The following is a 20,022-nucleotide window of genomic DNA, read 5'->3' on the forward strand; positions in this document are numbered from 1 at the left end:
CTTTACGCCACGCGTATCAAGGAAAACCCACCCTTGATACTTAAGTGATGGTGGCTAAAAAGATCAAGCTGTATTTAATAAAAGACGCTACGCGTTTTTCTTATTCCATTAGTTCTGCTTGATCGTCCCAATCAGCGTGCCATTCAATCGCTTGAGCATCTGCTGCTTCTTGATTGATGAACAATTGCATATCTGCTGGATACTCAGTAGGAATATCAGCTGTTGTTTTTTCGCCGCTAAGCACTTCAGCAGCCATTTCACCAGTACGGTACCCGATAGAATGATAGTCAATACCAAATGTAGCAAATCCTCCTCTTTCAAGGGAGTCAGGTTCACCGACAATAAGTGGAATATCATAATCATTGGCAGTTGCAACAATCGTTTCGAGTGCTGATACAACGGTGTTATCTGTAATAATGAAAAGAACATCTGCTTCCCCGATAAGAGAATCGGCAGCTTGTTGTACTTCTGCTGATGTGGAAACACTGCGTGTCAAGGCTTCAAGAGTGGTTCCTTCCACTGCAGCTTCAACAGCTTCAATCTGGGCAACGGAATTTTGTTCCCCAGAATTATAGATTAGGCCGACAGTGGAATCTGCGAAATATTCATCGATAAACGATACCGTTTTTTCGATTGATTCAGGATGGAGATCCAGTACTCCAGTAATATTTTCTCCTGGCTGATCCATAGATTCAATTAGTCCAGCACCTACTGCGTCAGTGACAGATGTGAAAATAATCGGAATTTCCTCTGATGCTTGTAATGCTCCTTGGGCACTTGGCGTGGAGTTTGCGAAAATCAAGTCAACGTCATCAGCAACGAAGTTATTTGCAATGGTTGCTGCATTATTCGGATCCCCTTGAGCGCTTTGAAGGTCAAAAGTAACTTGCTCGCCTTCAACAAAGCCGTTGTCTGCTAACCCTTCTTTAAAACCTTCATAAGCAGCATCTAAAGATGGATGTTCCACGATTTGTGATGCTCCGATATGTACCATTTCGGCTTCATCTGCTCCGGAGTTAGCATTTGTATTTGCTTCCTCATTTGCGGATGTGTTATTTTCTTCTTCCACTGTAGTATTAGTATTATTTTCTTCTGTGTTAGCATCCTCATTTGTACCACAGGCAGCTAACAATAAACAACTCATCAAAGCTGTTCCAATACGTATGTCCCATTTCTTCCTCATTATATTTCCCCCTACATCTGTTTGTCAGAATTTTTTAAATGATTACACTCCATCATAATATAAGATAGGGGAGTTGTAAACGTAAATTTTTGCCACTTTAAAGTAGTAGAGAGGTTTAATTTTTATATTGAAAAATGGCGTTATTATAACGTAGCGAAAGAAGGAGATGAAACTATCGAACGAAAATCGAGAAGAGGAGTTTTAGTACAAAAACAGGAAGTTGGCTTCTCACGGAGTATTTCTAGCTCCATTTTAATCATACAATCGGTCAAAAGGGAAACGAGTACCTTAATCGTCTCCCTCTTGTTATTCTTCAATTTGTTTATCTAGCTTTGTTTTTTTGCATCGACCAAGAGCTTCTCGACTTCCAGTTTGAGGGAGTCTTTAATAATAGGGGCAGTTAAGATAACTTCATAACGAGAAATCGCAGTATCATAGCGCCCCTTGTTGTGTTGTTGTTTTGCCCAATCAAATAATGCCTCCGAACTAGTGTGTACACCTTCTTCAAATCGTGAATCTCCTGGATACCATTCGTAGCCTAAGACAAAGGCATTAAAAGAGTAAGATGCTTTTACCTGGGAAATTGCTGATTTGTAAAGTTCTTTTGCTTCAGGAACAGATTTATTCTCTTGAGCATATGACAGGTGTCTTTCGGTTGAAACTCTCAAGGAACTATTTAGTGCTGGTGCATTGAGAATTCGGTGGTATCGATCGATGGCGGTCTCAATTTTCCCACTATTGTGCTGTCCCCTTGCCCATATTAAAAGTGATTGAGCACTTGATTGAATTCCTTCATTAAATCGATGATCGTTAGAATAAGAATTATAGCCGTCAATATATAGTTGGAGTTTATATGAGGCTCTTGGTTCTGTCGTTGCCTGATCATAGATAACTTGAGCTGTCGGTTTACCTAACTTAGCATTAGCTAATCGATCTTCCACTTCTTTTTTTAAGGCGTCCTTAATAATTGGCGCTGTTAAAATTAGTTCGTACCGATCAATTGCAGTGCTATACCGCTCAGCATTATGCTGCAATTTTGCCCAGTCAAACAATTGCTGCGAACTAGTGTAAACGCCATTAATGAAACGCGAGTCTTCTGGATAAAAAACGTACCCAAGGACAAATTCAGTGTAAATGGAAGATACTTTTGTTTGTGAATTTGCTGATTTGTAAATCTCGTTAGCTGTAGGAACTACTTTCTTTTCTAAAGCATAAGCAAGGTGCTTTTCGGTTGAAAATTTGATAGATTTATTTACTTCCTCTACACTAATTATCCGATGATACCGGTCAATTGCTTTTTCAAAGTTTCCACTATTTTGCTGACCTCTTGCCCAAATTAGTAAAGATTGTGCACTTGATTGAATACCGGATTTAAACCGAGAGTCATCAGGATACAATCTGTTACCCTCAATATACAGTTCCAACTTATAGGAAGCTTTTGATTCATTTCGCGCCTTCTCGTAGAGGGAATCTGCACTTAGTCTACCTGATTCAGCATCCTCAAGACGCTTTTCCACTTCCTGTTGAAGAGTGGCATCGATAACTGGTGCCGCTAGTATTTTTTTATACCGGTCAATCGCAGTTTCGAATCTCTCCAGATCATGTTGGGTTTTTGCCCAATTAAATAACAATCTGGAACTAGCATGAATACCGTCTTCGAATCGAGAATCGCTCGGATACCATTCATATCCAGCAATATATTCATTCAGACGATGAGATGCGCTACTTTTTGATTCAGCATACGCTAACCACTCTTTAGCAGACATCGGGGCTTCAATATTGTTCAATTCAGATTCGAATGGAGATTGTACTAGACCATAACCAAAGTGTGTATCCCTTCCCGATGGCTCAAAATCTAATGCAGTTTGTTGTAAGTGTTCCCTAAGTTGAACGTGGCTAAAGGTCGGTTCCGCTTCCATTGTTAATGCCAGAGCCCCAGTCACAAAAGAGGCAGCCATGGAAGTACCGGAGTTCGTTGTATAGTTATTATTCAAATTCGTGCTTTTTATATTAACTCCCGGCGCTGCAAGTTCAATGGCAGCTCCAGTTGCTGAGAATGGTCCACGTAAATCACTTGAATCCGTTGCAGCAACAGCAATTGCAGATGAATAGCGTGCCGGGTACTCTACAGTATCACTAGAGCCGTCGTCGTTACCATTATTCCCTGCCGCTGCAACTACTAATATACCATTATCATAAGCTCTATCAACTACTTCTTTAAATAAAAACGAGTGTTGTGACGCCCCTAAGCTTAAATTAATGATGTCCATCTCATTTGAAATGGCCCACTCTATTCCTTTAATAACATCAGATAAGCGGCCTTTTCCAGTATCATTTAAAACTTTTACCGCATATAAACTAGCGTCTGGAGACACTCCTACAACACCTACATTATTATCTTTAGCTCCAATAATACCAGCAACATGAGTTCCATGCCCGTGGTCATCTGAAAACATTGTTGGGTCCTCAGTGACAATAGATACCCCACCAGCAACCTTTAAATCATCATGCTCTGCGATTCCAGTGTCTAGAACGGCGATTTTAACATCTTTCCCAGTATAGGAGGAAGCCCATGATCTTTGTGCTTCAATCTTATTTAATCCCCAATCAAGCTGTTGATTATTTAAATGTACCTCTTGGTTGATTTCAACTGCAAGAACTTGTTCACTTTTTTCCAACTCTTTAATGTCTTCTTCTGGTATATCACCGGACACCGCAGGAATATGCGTAAATGTCTCTTCAACTTCTATGTTAAAATCTTCAATAATCGTTTTATCTACATCATTTTCAAATACTATAATGACTTTTTCAGCAGGCGAGTTCGCGAAAGCAATGCTAGCCATGGTGAAAAAACAAAAGAGCGGTAACACGAACAACAAAAAAAATTTTCTCATAAGCTCCTCCTAATATCAATCTTTCCTAATACTATTAGCTTATAAGATTATAGCTTAATATCTATGATTTTGGGAGAGACTTTTCACTATATTTTATAATTTAATGTTTTTCTTTATAACTAAATTTACCAGATCCACTGAGCAATCGAAAACAATATCGGAATGCCGAAAATCAAGTTAAATGGAAACGTGATGCCTAGCGCCAATCCAAGATAAATAGATGGATTAGCATCAGGAACACTTGTTTTTAAGGCTGCAGGTGCAGCGATATAAGAAGCACTTGCCGCTAGAACACCCATTAACGTGACTCCTCCTAAGGAAAGCCCGGTTGCGGAACCGACTAATATCCCCAATACACCAAAAATAAGTGGGACACAAATTCCAAATACAACTAGTTTGAAGTCGTGTTCTTTGATCAAGTCAAGTCGTTCTCCGGCCATAATTCCCATGTTTAATAGAAACAATAAGAGAAAGCTGTTGTATAAATCAATGAATAACGGTTGAATCACTGGAAGACTATCCTTGCCTACGACTAAACCGATGGATAGACTTCCTACCAATAACAAAACACTTTTACTGAAGAGACTTTCTTTTAAGACTTCTTTATTAACAAACGCAGAAGGAGCCGTAGCGACAATTCCTACTTTTTGATGTAAAACGAAAGGCTGTTGTTTTGCATTTTTGATCGCGCCATAAACGCATAGCGCCACAAGGATTGCAGGAATTTCCATTAACACGACCATGGCATTCATGAAACTCTCATAGCTAGTACCCTGATTCCCTAAAAATGTGATTGCCGCGCCATAGGTGACAATACTGACGGAGCCATATGTTGCAGCTAGCCCGATCGCATTAGCACTATCCATTTTCATTGTAAAACGAAGGATAATTAATGTGAGTATTGGTGTAGTGATACCTAAAAAGAGTGTTCCAATGATTGGCTGAATGACGGTGTCGAAGCTGTAATTAGAAAGTTCGATTCCACCCTTAAGACCAATTGCTATCAATAAATAAATGCTTAATGTTTCACTCAACCCCTTAGGGAATTTTAAATCTGATTTAAAAACAGAAGCAATGATTCCTAATACAAAGAATAAAACGACTGGTGAAAGTAAATTTTGTGTGATAATATCCAGCATGATTTTCGTGTCTCCTTTAGTATCGTAGATTATGTTAGTCCTTGAATCTGCTCTGGACGGTCGCTTTCAGCGGGTATATCCTCTTTAAACAAAAAAACCGACAAGAGAAAGAAAGGTGCAAGTTGCACATTTCTTCGTCATTGTCGGTTTATCAATTACTCACCTCACTAGAGGTTTTTAAATGATCTCCCTGTATATGGATTATGTTAGTTTTTTTTCAAGGTTCTCTTTCAGCATAAAAACGATAATCCGTTCACCTTTATGAACGCTAATATCCGTGTGAAAACTCTCAACAACTTCCCTTGTTATTTGGTGAATAATACCTTTAATTTGATGATTCCCTCTTTCGATTAAACTGGCTCGCATGTTTTTTATATCCAATACACCTTGTTGATCTTTAGCAAGCTCTTGTTCTGCCGGTGTAAGGATTCCTTTTAGGATCACAATAATCATATTACGAACAATATCAGTTTTGACATTGACAGATCCACGACCAAAATATTCTTTTTCCCATTGTGTTAATGCTTTACTGATTTCCGATTCCATTACACTTTTCCTGACTTCCAACTGCGCCACAATAAGCCTCCTCTTTCATAAGAAAAACGTAGCCGTCTTTTATTAAATACAGCGTCAGCTTTCGCCACCATCATTTAAGTATCAAGGTGTGGTTTCCCTTGATACTTGTGGCGTAAAGGTAGCTGTCATCTTATCCGTTAAAAAAAGGTATACTCTTTTTTAGATAACATGATATCTAAAGAAAAGTATACCGATAATTTTTAATCTCCGTCTTAAAACAACAGACTAAATTTTCACATTATCAATAAGTTCTATTCATAATATGCTCATTCGTCCAAGCTTTAATCGTATATTTTCAACTATTGGATTTATTAAGTTAATATTTATATTATGAAGAAATTCGATTTTTGTCAACATTTATTTATAAACTGGAATGTCAATCTTTATAATAGGAAGCATTGTGTATCCGCATTAGTATCTATTATCAGCCTATGTTTTCAACAAAAAGAACAAGGGACTTAAGTGCTTCATAGTAAGATTCCAAATCATTCCTAGGGTTCCTGTAGTTCCCGTGAATTTCTAGTTGCATTGCCTCGGTTTGATAATGGTTCCATGTGTGATTTGTAACCGTTCCTTCCGTGCTTGCCGGGAAGGTATCATTCTCATAAACACGGTTTATATTATTACCGGAAAAAATAGTAGTTAATCCTTCTACCCATTCGTTCCTTACTGTTTCGCCATAGTTTGTCCCAATATCAACATCAAAATCTCTGTTTTCAGCTGCCCCATGTAAATCCAGTACCAAATCCACCTCATGTTCCTCGATAATTTCGCCTATTTTTTCTTTATACGTTCCACCACTCACGTAATTCCCATCTTCACCTTCGTGCGTGCTGAAAATGACGTGTGCTCCCGTAAACTCTTGTACCATCAGAGCCATAGAGCCAGTATAGATGTCTGCATCCTTTGTATCGCCATCTCTGCGTTGACTAGTTGCATGTGGAGCAGATATTAAGACGTTAACGTCACCTGTACCTTCAATGAATACGGCTTGTTCCTCAGCATCTATGTCTCCTTTGTAAGAGTTGTCAGAGAAACGTTTTTCGTATTCAAAAAGCTGCGTTTCAAGATTACCCGATTCAAACGCTTTTTGTACTTTCTCTTCGCCTTCCCGGGTATGTATTTCAAAGGGGGCTTCTTTCGCATCATTCTCTACTGAACCTTCAGAATTTTCATCGACGCTATTTCCCGCACAACCAATCATGGAGATCATTGAACCTAGGGCTAGTAAAACCAAGTATCTAATTCTCATCACTCCTAATGTTAAACCGTGCTAATTAACTTCTATAAATTATCATTTTACCACAGAAGTAAATTTGCTCGCTACAACGGAGGAGATGAGGTTTTTGATTAGTTTAAATGGCTAGGAAAGTGTGAAGTTGAAGTTGATTTGATGGCAAGCGACACTCAGAAGAAGTCGCGCAGGCTCTTATAAAAGGCGAAGCAAGAGTATAAAGCCAGTGAGCACGGCCAATAGTGAGCGAGTGTCGCTAACCGAAGCAGATAGTGCCACTGAACCATCCAATCAGCTTGGGAGTGGAAGGAAAGAGTGAGGATAGTGCCATTCAGAGAGTCGATATTCCCTAAAAGACACTAAACCTGAACTTAGCGACACTCACAGGACGACCGGGTACCACAGTGGAACCGAAAGGATATGTCATCAAAATATAGTCAGGAAATCATCCAAAAGGGGTCATATATGACCCCTTTTAAGATGAAAAAGCATGCAAATATGCTTTTTGAAAAGGCGAAGCAAGAGTATAAAGCCAGTGAGCACGGCCAATAGTGAGCGAGTATCACTAACCGAAGCAGATAGCGCCACTGAGCCATCCAATCAGCTTGGGAGTGGATGGAAAGAGTGTGGATAGTGCCATTCAGAGAGTCGATACTCCCTAAAAGACACTAAACCGGAACTTAGCGACACTCACAAAGCGACAGGGTCGAAGAGTGGAACCTCAAGGATATGTCATCAAAAATATAGCTGAAAAATCATCCTAAAGGTTCATACATGATCCGAAATAGAAAGAAGAACGTTATTTTTTGATACAATTGAATTACCTAATAAAGTAGTCTCTTCAAGTACCTATTAAATAAAGGATGTGATGGATATGGTAGAAAATATTGATACGCCTGCATTAGTCGTTGATCTGGATAAAATGGATAATAATATCCGAGTTATGAGCGAGAATGCAAGACAGGCTGGGATTACACTTCGTCCTCACATAAAAACGCACAAAAGCGTGACGATTGCATTAAAACAATTACTAGCTGGGGCTGATGGGATTACCGTAGCTAAACTTGGTGAAGCGGAAGTCATGCACCAGAACGGGATTCATGATATTTTCATTGCCTATCCAATTATTGGCGCGGAGAAATTAACGAGATTAAAAAAGCTGGCAGAAAGAGCAGATATCAAGGTCTCGTTAGATAGCGTCGAAGTGGCCGGTGGAATTTCCACAGTAGCTGCGAGCATCGGGAAGAAAATCAAGGTTTATATCGAAGTAGACACGGGGCTTGGACGCGTCGGGAAAAAATATGGTGAGGAAACTTTGTGTTTAGTAGAAGAAATTGCTAAACTGCCCAACATTGAAATATATGGGTTAATGACTCACGCTGGACATGCATATGCAGCAAAAAGCCAAGAAGAAATGATTGAAATAACCAGGCAAGAAGGACAATATTTAGTTGAAACCAAAACTTCAATTAAAAGCGAATTAGGTATTGAGATACCTTGTATAAGTGTAGGCTCCTCCCCAACCTCTTATATAGGGGCACATGTTGAAGGTGTAACGGAAATGCGGCCTGGAACATATGTTTTCAACGATGCAAAGTTGCTAGACCTTGGACTTGTGACAGAAGAAAATTGTGCGCTTTTGATATACGCCACTGTAGTGAGTAGGCCAGCGGAAAATCGTGCGATTATTGATGCTGGCTCGAAAACATTGACGTCGGATAAACGAATCTTTGCTGATGGATATGGTTTAATAAAAGGAAAAAATGGTTTAACAGTAAGTTGGTTATCGGAAGAACATGGAGTCATCAATCTACCTGAAGGCATTGACTTGAAAATTGGCGACGTAATAGAAATTATCCCTAATCATGTTTGTCCAACGGTTAATCTGGCAGACGAATTAATAGGAATTCGGAACGGTGAGATTGAAGAGGTGATCGCAGTAACGGCTAGAGGAAAGAATAAATAAAGAGGAGCTTTATAAAAGCTAGCTAATATATTCTGCAAAACAAGGACCAGTATAATTGCATACTGAGCTTTGTTTTTTTGCTTTTTAAGTCTTTTATAATGAGCATTAAGAACCGGTGAAGAAGGGTTTCATAAAATTTGTTACATGTATTAGTTTCCAAAATGAACTTTCGGACGATCAATATCAATTTTTAATTTGCTGGTTATATTGCGAGAATAATCGAATGTCTAGAAAAATCAGGTATTATAGTCTACTTATTCAAGCGAAAAAACGTATAATTCATGAGATATACCGCTAAAGTTCCAGTATTTGTCATACTGCGATACATTACTCCTATTTTTACTCTGAATTCAACATGTTTATACCATATAGTACAAATACATTCATTTAGGTGTTTTAGTGTTTTGTGATATTTATTTAACATTTTTTATATTTTAACTGAAAAAAAGCCGTGCTATGGTTGTGAAAAGGCTTTCATTATGCCTGTAGAATTAGATCAAAATTAATGGGATGCTGTCAATAACAAACGGAAAAGTTACTAGTCTCTGTCTCATTGATCTAACCGAAGCTTTATCACCGAATTCATTTAGGCTTTGCTTTGGTGTCAAGCTAGCTCTGTTATTAACTGAATATATTCTATGTATTGAATGTTCTGTCTTTAAAACCTATTAATTAAAGCGCTTACTGAAAAGATTTTATTTCAATTAGGAGGTGACTGAAATATTCTAGGAATAAAAATATAATTTGGAGGGATTTCATGTATAAAAAGAATTTTGTCGTGTTTATGATTGTTGTCTTATTCATATCGACGTTTGGAAATGTTGGTTCGTTTAATCACTCAACAGCAGAGGCCAATGATGTTGAGCAGCAAAGTTTTCGATTTGATTTTGGGACAGGCCCAGTAGCAGAGGGCTACACGCAGGTTACGAATACGATGGTATACGATAGTCAAACTGGGTACGGGATTGATAAGAATGTAGCTGAGCGAGATCGCGGAGCACCAGATGATCTCAGACGTGATTTCATTCTTGATGGGGATTATGAATTTATGGTTGATATTCCTGACGGGGAGTATTTTGTCAGAATTATTGCAGGGGATGACATTGCTTTTAACCGGACAGGTTTTACGGTTGAAGGAGAAGACAAAGGTAATATCTCTTCAAGCGCTGGCGAATATGCGGAATTAACTACTATGACGACAGTATCAGACGAACAGTTAAATATCGACATCAGAGAAAATGGTCGGATTAATGGAATTGAAATTACACCTATGTCTGAACTAACTGGCTTAGAAGTAGAGTCTAAATCTCTTGGAATGCAAGAGTCAGTTACTTTAACTTGGGACAGCAATGATGCAGCTGTAAGCTACCAGGTTTATCGAAAAGCTGAAGGTGAAGAAACATTTTCTAAAATAGGCAGTAGTGATACAAATAACTATACCGATGAAACAGCAGAATTAGGTTATTCGTATACCTATGCAATAACATTTATGAATGAACAGGGTATTGAATCACCAAACAGCAATGAGGTCGAGGTTGACATGTTTGATGAATCGGTCACAGTCCCGGCGGCTCCCGGTAATCTTGAGGTGGAAGATGCTACTGCCGAATCTGTGTCCATTTCTTGGAGCGACACGGATGATGCAATTAAATATTATGTCTACAGATCAAGATTTGAAGATGACAAATTTTCAAAAATTGGTGTAGCAGAGGAATCTGCATTTACAGATGATTCAATCTCCACTTTCGCACATTATTATTATAAAGTTCGAGCTGTTAATGAAGGAGGGATATCCGAGTATTCAGACCCTCTAGAATCACCGATTGTTGCTGAACGTTTGCGGCAAATGGAAAAGTTAAATCGCGCACCAGTTGCGGTTGATACTGAAGATGGGATTTATGTCGGGTGGAAAATGCTCGGTACGGACCCACAAGAAGTGAGTTTTGACTTGTACCGTGATGGTGAAAAAATCAATGATACTCCTATTACAGAGAGTACGAACTATCTTGATGAGGGCGGGACGGTATCATCCACTTACCAAGTTCAAGTCAATAATGGTAGTGGTGAATCAGAAACGGAAACATTTGAAGTATGGAATGAACAGTTTTCTAGTATTCCGCTTGATAAGCCAGAAGGTGGAACGACTCCCGATGGTGTAGATTTTGAATACTCCGCAAATGACGCGAGTGTGGGAGATGTTAACGGAGATGGTAACTACGAGGTCATTTTAAAGTGGAATCCGTCTAACGCACAAGATAATTCACGACCAGGGTATACCGGGAATGTTTATATAGATGCGTATACATTGGAAGGAGAAAGGCTTTGGAGAATTGATGCAGGAAAGAATATCCGAGCTGGGGCTCATTATACACAATTTCTAGTCTATGATTTTGATGGAAACGGAAAATCAGAAGTGGTCTTTAAAACAGCTGATGGTACTGTAGACGGACAAGGAACGGTGATTGGAGATGCAGATGCCGATCATAGAAATAGTGCGGGATATATATTAGAAGGAGATGAATTTTTAACGATTTTTGACGGAGAAACAGGGGCAGCGCTCGATACAATTGATTATAATCCACCAAGAGGAAATGTAAATGACTGGGGTGATGGATACGGAAACCGAGTCGATCGTTTCCTAGCTGGAGTTGCTTACTTGGATGGAGAAAGTCCAAGCATTGTCATGGCACGGGGTTATTACACAAGAGCAGTTCTTGCAACGTATGATTTTAAAGATGGTAAATTACAGGAAAACTGGGTTTTTGATAGTGATGAAGAAGGTAATGGTGCTTACGCGGGACAAGGTAACCACAGTCTTTCCATTAACGACGTAGATGGAGACGGATATGATGAAATTGTTTACGGTGCTGCGGTGATAAATCATGATGGCACTGGTCTTTATTCTACTGGCTGGGGACATGGAGATGCGCAGCACGTCAGTAACTTAAATCCCAACCGAGCGGGTATGGAAATTTATGGGGTTCAAGAATCATCAGGATCACCGGTTGGTTATGGCATTCGAGATGCAGAAACTGGCGACTTGCTGTGGGGAGTGGAGACTGGATCTGATGTAGGTCGCGGTCTTGCTGCGGATATTGATCCAAGATATGATGGAGCAGAGCTTTGGGCTTCTGATAGTTGGGATGGAAGCAGTGGTGGTAGTGGTTTATTCTCTGTAGAAGGGGAGCGAATTACAGATAAATCTCCAGCTTCTATTAACCATGCAGTATGGTGGACTGGTGACTTATTACGAGAACTACTAGACCATGATTTTGCTGAAGGCAGCGATACGTATGGGGTAGGACGAATTGACAAATGGAATTGGGAGAGTGAACAGTTAGAAAATGTTCTTACTCCAGAAGGCACTCGTACAAGTAATGGTACGAAAGGAAATCCAACGTTGCAAGCCGATTTATACGGAGACTGGAGAGAAGAAGTGATTTGGGCTTCTGCTGATAGTGAAGAGCTTCGTATTTATACGACAACGGACGTGACAGAAGAAAGAATTTTCACATTGATGCACGATCCTACGTATAGACTAGGTGTAGCATGGCAAAATGTGGCTTACAATCAGCCTCCACATACCGGATTCTTCCTCGGACACGGTATGGAAATGCCTCCTATGCCAGCAATTACGACAGGAGATGAAGTCACAGAACCAGAACTAGAGCTAAGTTTTGAAAACCTATCTTCATTAACAGAAGAATATGTTCTGGCGAATAGCGGTAAAAAAGGAAAAGTGAACGGATTTCTAGCAAAAGTGAATGAAGCAATGAGTTCAGATGAAAAAGGAAACATAAAAGCAAGGAACAACCAACTTGGTGCATTTATTAATCACGTGGAAGCACAAACTGGTAAAGCACTTACCGAAGAACAAGCTGAAGTTTTAATAAGTATGGCACATCAATTGCAAAAATAATGTGTTGAGGAAAGGGGCTGCCCAATTTGGGTAGCTTCTTTCATTTTAACTATCTAGGAACTATACTTTCTGAACGAAAGAGGACGCTAGGACTAATCCATTTTCCTTTTTCGAACTAAATTCCACCGATAATGCACGTATCTCTCTAACAAACAGCACGTTTCTCCTATAGAAACGTGCTGTTTCTATAGGAGAAACGCAATTTATCGTCATTCGCTCGATTTTCGATAGCGCTCTAAAATGAAGTTACCGCGGAATAAGCGGAAGCGCGCTTCCAAGCAGGAGACATCCCTTGGAGAAAATGGAGACAAGAAATGACTATGAATTTGAGAAGGTTTGCGAACAGTTTATGCCGATGATTTATGGGCTCATTCGCAAGTGGAATCTAGGCATGGAAAAAGAAGAGTACATTCAAACTGGAAGAATTGCTTTATATGAGGCTTGGTCAAGATATGATGAACAACTTGGGGCTTTCCCGGCGTATGCGAAAAGCTATGTATATGGACGGATCCAGCAGTCACTCGAAAAAAAAGAGCGATGGAACTCCAGACATGTCGCCACGGAACCGTTTATCATGAGCGAAACAAGTCTTCTAATTGTTGGGAACGAAGAAGAGTTGCTGGTTTTGCAAGATTGGCTTTCGCGAACAAGTTTAAGCCCGAGAGAAAAAGAGTGGGTACGCGAATCCTTATTCTATGGTTCTAAATCAACAGAAATAGCAGAATCTAGAAACGTTTCTGTTTCTACTGTGAAAACGTGGCGAAAAACTGCTTTGAAAAAGTTACGTGCAGAAAATTTTGATATAATGTTTTAAAGGTTGTAGCAAAAGGTTTTTTGACCCTTTTGCTATAATCTTTTTGAATATATCGAAATAAATCATATATTTTAAACGAAAAGAATATAAGAAAAAAATTCAATGAATTAGTAAATTGTTTCAGGTTTCTGTCTAAGATGGTAAACTTATATTATTAAATGTTAGATCAAATGGAATGCTTAAATATACATACTGAAGGGTAACAAAAAGAAAAGAGTATTCTTAAACGATGAGGGTGTGGAAAGAATGAAAATTGCAGTCGCTGGTACAGGATATGTAGGGTTATCAAATGCAGTTTTACTAGCTCAAAACAGTGAGGTAGTTGCAATTGATATCATTAAAGAAAAGGTTGACATGATTAATCGAAAGGAATCACCGATTGTAGATCATGAGATAGAGAAGTTTTTGGCAACAAAAGAATTAAATCTTGTTGCTACAATGGATACCCATCTGGCATACAAGGATGCTGAGTTTGTCATTATAGCAACTCCGACCGATTATGATCCTTTAAAAAACTATTTTAATACATCTACAGTTGAAAAAGTTATCGAAACGGTAATGAATATAAATCCAGATGCAGTAATGGTGATTAAATCCACGGTTCCAGTAGGATACACGAAAGAAATTAAAGCAAAATATAAAACTGATAATATTATTTTTTCTCCGGAATTTCTCCGGGAAGGAAAAGCTCTCTATGATAACCTCCATCCATCACGAATTATCGTTGGAGAAAAATCAAACCGGGCAGAGAAATTTGCAAGTTTATTGGTGAATGGTGCTGAGAAGAAAGATATCGATGTTTTATTCACAGACTCGACGGAAGCTGAAGCAGTCAAATTATTCTCAAATACGTATTTGGCACTGCGAGTTGCTTATTTTAATGAGCTAGATACTTATGCTGAAACAAAAGGACTGGATTCAAAGCAAATCATTGAAGGGGTAGGACTTGATCCGAGGATTGGTAATCACTATAATAACCCATCATTCGGATATGGTGGATATTGTTTACCAAAAGACACCAAACAACTACGAGCAAACTATGAAGACATTCCAAATAATCTCATCGGGGCAATCGTAGATGCAAATAGCACCCGAAAAGATCACGTAGCAACTAAAATAATCGAAAAAGATCCGAAAATAGTAGGAATATACAGATTAACGATGAAGACGGACTCTGACAACTTCAGAGCTTCAGCTATACAGGGAATTATGAAGAGAATTAAGTCAAAAGGGATCGAAGTTGTTGTCTATGAACCAGTTTTGAAAGAAGAAGAGTTCTATCACTCCCGAGTTATCAAAGACTTTGAAGAGTTTAAGGAAATTTCTGATATCATTGTCTCAAATCGTTTAAATCCTGAATTAATTGATGTAAAAGATAAAGTTTATACAAGAGACTTATTTAATATTGATTGATGCTTGGAAGTCACTTATCAAAACTTTGGTAAGTGACTTCGTCCATGTGATTTTATAAGCTCTTGTATTGATCATATAAAAGAGCTTGGTGATAAGCCTGTTGATACAAATAGGAATACACTAGAGAATGTAGTAAAATAGAGAAAGTTATTAATATTATAAATGAAAATATAAATATGAAGAGGTGGACTATGATCTTAGATCGTTTTAAAAGTAGTGATAAGTTTTTAATCACAGGTGGAGCCGGCTTCATTGGCTCGAATCTGGCTGATTTTTTATTACAGCATGGTTTTGAAGTCAAAGTTTTAGATGATTACTCTAACGGACGTCATGAAAATATCAAAGATTTGAAGTCAAAATATGAGTTTGAATTTATTGAAGGCGATATTCGAGATTTAGAGACGTGCAAAGCAGCGGTCAAAGGTGTCGATTATGTCCTTCATCAAGCTGCATGGGGTTCGGTACCCCGCTCGATTCGTATGCCACTTGTGTATGATGAAGTTAACATTCACGGAACATTAAATATGTTAGAAGCTGCAAAAGATGCAGGTGTTAAGAAGTTTGTGTACGCCTCATCTTCGTCAGTATATGGGGATGAACCCACTCTTCCAAAAGTAGAAGGAAGAGAAGGAAAGCCGCTCTCGCCATATGCGATAACGAAAAAAGTAAATGAACTTTATGCAAAGAACTATTTCGAATTATATGGGTTAGAAACAGTTGGCCTACGTTATTTTAATGTATTCGGACGAAGACAGGATCCGCACTCTACATATGCAGCAGTCATACCTATTTTCATTCGGGATTTACTGAAAGATCAAGCACCGAATATTAATGGGGATGGTTCTCAGACAAGAGACTTTACGTATATTGATAACGTGATTGAAGCTAATCTACTGGCATGCTTAGCTGGTACAGAGGCAAGTGGAGAAGCATTTAATATAGCTTATGGAAAGAAAATTACACTGAATGAATTGTACGAGATTATTTGTAAGTTGTTAGATAAAGAGATTAAACCTAATTATCGAGAGCCGCGTGAAGGCGATATCCCTCACTCTCTAGCTGATATTTCTAAAACTAAAAAGCTTTTAGGATATGATCCGAAGATCGATGTCTTTGAAGGATTAGAACGAACAATGGCATGGTATGTAGAAAACTTAGGAGCTAAATAAATTCATACCGAAGAGGTGTATTAAGCATGAACAGAAAGATAGGTGTGGTAGGGCTCGGTTATGTAGGCTTACCCGTAGCTGTAGCTTTTGGACAGGAACATAAAATTATAGGGTTTGATATTAATGAGCATCGTATCTCTACACTGAAGCAAAATCAAGATTATACAAATGAAGTGGAGAGTCATGAGCTTGAGAAAGCAAATGTGGAGTTTACGACAGAAGCATCACGATTAAGTGAGTGTGACTTCATTATTGTTGCAGTACCGACTCCGATTAATGAAAATAAACAACCTGATCTAACACCATTGGAAAAGTCATCAGCAACAGTTGGGAAAAATCTTAGCAAGGGAACGATCGTTGTTTTTGAATCAACTGTTTATCCAGGTGCGACAGAAGAAGTATGTATTCCTATATTAGAAAAGGAATCAGGGCTAAAAGCTGGAGAAGAATTTTTTGTCGGATACTCACCGGAGCGAATTAACCCTGGAGACAAGGAACATACTTTCAGAACTATTATGAAGGTTGTTTCAGGACAAACACCTGAAGTGCTTGATATCGTTGCTGAGGTTTATGAATCGGTCGTTACTGCTGGTGTGTACAAAGCAAGTTCTTTAAAAGTGGCGGAAGCGGCTAAAGTAATTGAGAATACACAACGAGATTTAAATATTGCTCTTATGAATGAACTTTCTCTTATTTTTGATCGTATGGGTATTGATACGAAAGAAGTCTTAGCAGCAGCTGGAACGAAGTGGAATTTCCTTCCTTTTGCGCCGGGGCTAGTAGGCGGTCATTGTATTGGTGTTGATCCTTATTACTTAACACATAAAGCCGAAAGTATCGGCTATCATCCTGAAATGATTTTAGCTGGACGTAGAATCAATGACCGAATGGGAAAACATATTGCCACTTCGTTAATTAAAGAAATGATTCATAAAAATATGGCTGTTCAAGGCGCAAAAGTTACGGTGCTAGGGCTAACCTTCAAGGAAAATGTTCCTGATTTGCGTAATTCTCGTGTTATTGATGTCATCAATGAATTAGAAGAATTTGGTGTAGATGTACAAGTGACAGATCCTTATGCTGTTCCAAAAGAAGCAAAAGAGGAATATGGGATAGACCTTGTAAACTATGAGGAATTAAAACCATCTGAGGCAGTTGTCCTTGCTGTTCCCCACCAATATTATCTGGATAAAGGCTGGCAACAATTTGATACTTTATTAAAACATAGAAAAGGAATTGTTATGGACGTTAAAGGTAGTTTGAACAACAAAACATGTCCAGATGCTATTACATTATGGCGCCTATAGATTTACTAGAAATATTTAAAAACACTGTTTAATATGAGTACGGATAAGGTTATGATAAAATTATTTCACGTTTATCTAAGCTGAATTTAAAAGTAAGCAGGTATCTAGTAGGTATCTGCTTACTTAATTTAAGAGGAAACATTGTGTATTCAAAATTGTTATGGAATAAAAGGTATTGGAAAGGTCTGATTAATTTATAGAAAGTTTTGATGAAACTAAGTTGTCTATTTGAAGATATTTGATTCTGAGTGTGTTAGAGTTAATATCGAAAATCTTCCAATAGTTGGCTGAAGAGTATATTTTTCAAGTGATGTTGATTGTCAGGATCCATCAATTAAGGAGGCGGATGAGAAGTGAAAGTTAGGAAAGCGATTATCCCAGCTGCTGGATTAGGCACTAGATTTCTACCAGCGACAAAAGCACAACCGAAGGAGATGTTACCAATAGTCGACAAGCCGACTATACAATATATAGTTGAAGAAGCGATTGCTTCGGGCATAGAGGATATCATTATAATTAGTGGTCGTGGAAAACGAGCAATTGAGGATCATTTTGATAAATCCTATGAACTTGAAGAGACGTTATTGAAAAAAGAAAAAATGGAGCTACTGGCTGAAATACAGCAAATTTCGAATATGGCTAATATTCATTACATCCGACAAAAGGAACCACACGGTCTTGGTCATGCGATTGGTTGTGCCAAACATTTTATTGGTAATGAGCCGTTTGCTGTGTTGCTTGGCGATGATATTGTTCAATCTGATATTCCGTGTTTAAAGCAATTAATTAATGTATTTGATAAATATAATTCTTCAGTTGTCGGAGTTCAACCTGTACCTGATGAAGATGTATCAAAATACGGAATTGTTTCCCCTAAGTCAATGGAAGTCGAGCAAGGTGTTATCCATGTTAAAGACTTAGTTGAAAAGCCTAAGCAAGGAGAGTCTCCATCGAATTTTGCTATCATGGGACGTTATGTTTTACGCCCGGAAATATTTCAGATCTTAGATGAGTTGCCACCTGGTGCAGGCAATGAAATTCAGTTAACTGATGCTATAAAGAAATTGAATGAGAATCAAGTCGTTTTAGCTTATGAATTCACTGGAGACCGATACGATGTGGGAGACAAGCTTGGATTTGTAAAAGCTACCATTGACTTTGCTTTACAACGAGATGATTTGAAAAAGGATGTTCAAGAGTATTTAAAAAAGATTACAAATAACGAATAATAAACTGTTATTGAAGTTTCTATTTGTGACTGGTATTAATGGAAAAATGGTCCATCAAATAATTAAATAACTGGGAGATGGTTAAATCTCATCTCTTTTAGTCATTATAAGTAATTAGTTTTGTTGAGAGGAGTTTGTATGAGTGAAATTAACTAGAATTCATCATGTTGCAGTTATATGCAGCGATTATGAAAAATCAAAAGACTTCTATGTAAGGATTCTCGGACTTGAACCTAGAAATGAGGTCTTTCGTGAAAAACGTAATTCTTATAAATTGGAGTTAGCAGTAAACGATACATATCAAATTGAATTATTTTCGTTCCCAAATTCTCCAGAGCGTCCCAACTATCCAGAGGCAGCGGGACTAAGACATCTGGCCTTCGAAGTAGAAGATATTAAAGATGCTGTCATCCATTTAGCGAGTAAAGGCCTTACAGTAGAAGCAATAAGAATCAATACCGATACAAACAAAAAGTATACATTTGTTTCGGATCCAGATGGCCTCCCGATTGAGTTGTATGAGAAGTAATATGAAGTAGTGTTTGGTCCACGCATAAAAGAGGAAGCCCGCATCCTAATTACAAGGATATGGGCTTCCTCTTTTTATGGGTCTAATCGGAAAGAAAGTTAACTATATTGATAACTTATTTCATGTATAAAGGAAAGTAACATGCGTAGATTGACGAAAATGTTTAGGGTGAGACTTCTGTATGTTTCCTGAAAAATTTATAGACACGATTTACTCTAGGAAAGTACATACTTAATTACCACAAAAACGGATATCCAAAATGGACTACTGAAAAGGATGCCCCAAAACATTCCAATAAAAAATGAACCTTCTTTAACCATAGTACACCTCCTTCATTTCCCTATTCCGAAAGGACAGACGATTGAAAGGCTATCTATCTCTAAGGATTAACAAGAGAGCTATTTTTTATAAGGAAATCTTTTTTTGGGGGCGAAATCAGGTAAATCATAATATAGAAAGTGGTGACAGCAGGAATGAGGGAATGATAGGATAGAGACCTTAAAAATAGAGGTTAATTTGCGTTGGTTTCAGTAAACAAAAGGTTCAGCTTGATGCAAAGTAAATGAAAGGACAATACGGAAAGTATTCGATTAGTTCATATAACAAAAAATTCATGATACAATGTTTTCGTAAAAAACACAGAGCTGGTA

General features: G+C 38.2%; 13 protein-coding genes. 8 read left to right on the top strand and 5 right to left on the bottom strand.

Translation table 11 applies throughout. The features are described 5' to 3' along the window. Nucleotides 1–100: 100 nt before the first annotated feature. The 5 genes from CEF18_RS21585 to CEF18_RS21605 all read right to left on the bottom strand — a co-directional run bounded on the left by CEF18_RS21585 (nucleotide 101) and on the right by CEF18_RS21605 (nucleotide 7,044). On the bottom strand, nucleotides 101–1,183 hold the full coding sequence (locus CEF18_RS21585; protein ID WP_110938552.1) for an ABC transporter substrate-binding protein: 1,083 nt from the start codon (nucleotides 1,181–1,183) through the stop codon (nucleotides 101–103). Nucleotides 1,184–1,509: 326 nt separating this feature from the next. Beyond that, a complete protein-coding gene (locus CEF18_RS21590; protein ID WP_110938553.1) occupies nucleotides 1,510–4,077 on the bottom strand; it encodes a S8 family peptidase in 2,568 nt (855 codons plus the stop codon). A 125-nt stretch (nucleotides 4,078–4,202) separates the two neighbouring features. Beyond that, nucleotides 4,203–5,216 (bottom strand): sodium-dependent bicarbonate transport family permease, encoded by a 1,014-nt coding sequence (locus CEF18_RS21595; protein ID WP_110938554.1) that lies wholly within the window; start codon nucleotides 5,214–5,216, stop codon nucleotides 4,203–4,205. A gap of 201 nt (nucleotides 5,217–5,417) precedes the next feature. Further along, nucleotides 5,418–5,783 carry a Na-translocating system protein MpsC family protein gene (locus CEF18_RS21600; protein WP_407690440.1) on the bottom strand — a complete coding sequence of 122 codons (366 nt, stop codon included), beginning with the start codon at nucleotides 5,781–5,783 and terminating at the stop codon, nucleotides 5,418–5,420. Between the two features lie 433 nt (nucleotides 5,784–6,216). Next, a complete protein-coding gene (locus CEF18_RS21605) occupies nucleotides 6,217–7,044 on the bottom strand; it encodes a hypothetical protein (RefSeq protein WP_110938555.1) in 828 nt (275 codons plus the stop codon). An 856-nt stretch (nucleotides 7,045–7,900) separates the two neighbouring features. Here CEF18_RS21605 and CEF18_RS21610 point away from each other — a divergent pair. The 8 genes from CEF18_RS21610 (at nucleotide 7,901) to gloA2 (ending at nucleotide 19,372) form a co-directional block, all read left to right on the top strand. Next, nucleotides 7,901–8,992, top strand: coding sequence for an alanine racemase (locus tag CEF18_RS21610; protein WP_183040990.1), 1,092 nt, complete (start codon nucleotides 7,901–7,903; stop codon nucleotides 8,990–8,992). A gap of 757 nt (nucleotides 8,993–9,749) precedes the next feature. Beyond that, nucleotides 9,750–12,911, top strand: coding sequence for a rhamnogalacturonan lyase family protein (locus tag CEF18_RS27060; protein ID WP_110938557.1), 3,162 nt, complete (start codon nucleotides 9,750–9,752; stop codon nucleotides 12,909–12,911). 301 nt (nucleotides 12,912–13,212) lie between these two features. Further along, on the top strand, nucleotides 13,213–13,725 hold the full coding sequence (locus tag CEF18_RS21620) for a sigma-70 family RNA polymerase sigma factor (RefSeq protein WP_223292451.1): 513 nt from the start codon (nucleotides 13,213–13,215) through the stop codon (nucleotides 13,723–13,725). A 246-nt stretch (nucleotides 13,726–13,971) separates the two neighbouring features. Beyond that, nucleotides 13,972–15,138, top strand: a complete 1,167-nt coding sequence (locus CEF18_RS21625) for a nucleotide sugar dehydrogenase (RefSeq protein ID WP_110938559.1) — start codon at nucleotides 13,972–13,974, stop codon at nucleotides 15,136–15,138. 191 nt (nucleotides 15,139–15,329) lie between these two features. Then, nucleotides 15,330–16,307 (top strand): SDR family oxidoreductase, encoded by a 978-nt coding sequence (locus tag CEF18_RS21630; protein WP_110938560.1) that lies wholly within the window; start codon nucleotides 15,330–15,332, stop codon nucleotides 16,305–16,307. A gap of 26 nt (nucleotides 16,308–16,333) precedes the next feature. Next, nucleotides 16,334–17,614, top strand: coding sequence for a nucleotide sugar dehydrogenase (locus CEF18_RS21635; protein ID WP_110938561.1), 1,281 nt, complete (start codon nucleotides 16,334–16,336; stop codon nucleotides 17,612–17,614). A gap of 353 nt (nucleotides 17,615–17,967) precedes the next feature. Beyond that, nucleotides 17,968–18,843, top strand: coding sequence for a UTP--glucose-1-phosphate uridylyltransferase GalU (gene galU / locus CEF18_RS21640; RefSeq protein WP_110938562.1), 876 nt, complete (start codon nucleotides 17,968–17,970; stop codon nucleotides 18,841–18,843). 142 nt (nucleotides 18,844–18,985) lie between these two features. Then, nucleotides 18,986–19,372: an SMU1112c/YaeR family gloxylase I-like metalloprotein gene (gene gloA2 / locus CEF18_RS21645; RefSeq protein WP_110938563.1), complete on the top strand. Its 387-nt coding sequence runs from the start codon at nucleotides 18,986–18,988 to the stop codon at nucleotides 19,370–19,372. Nucleotides 19,373–20,022: the final 650 nt, after the last annotated feature.

It is taken from the genome of Salipaludibacillus neizhouensis (assembly GCF_002886185.1).
GTDB lineage: Bacteria > Bacillota > Bacilli > Bacillales > Salisediminibacteriaceae > Salipaludibacillus > Salipaludibacillus neizhouensis.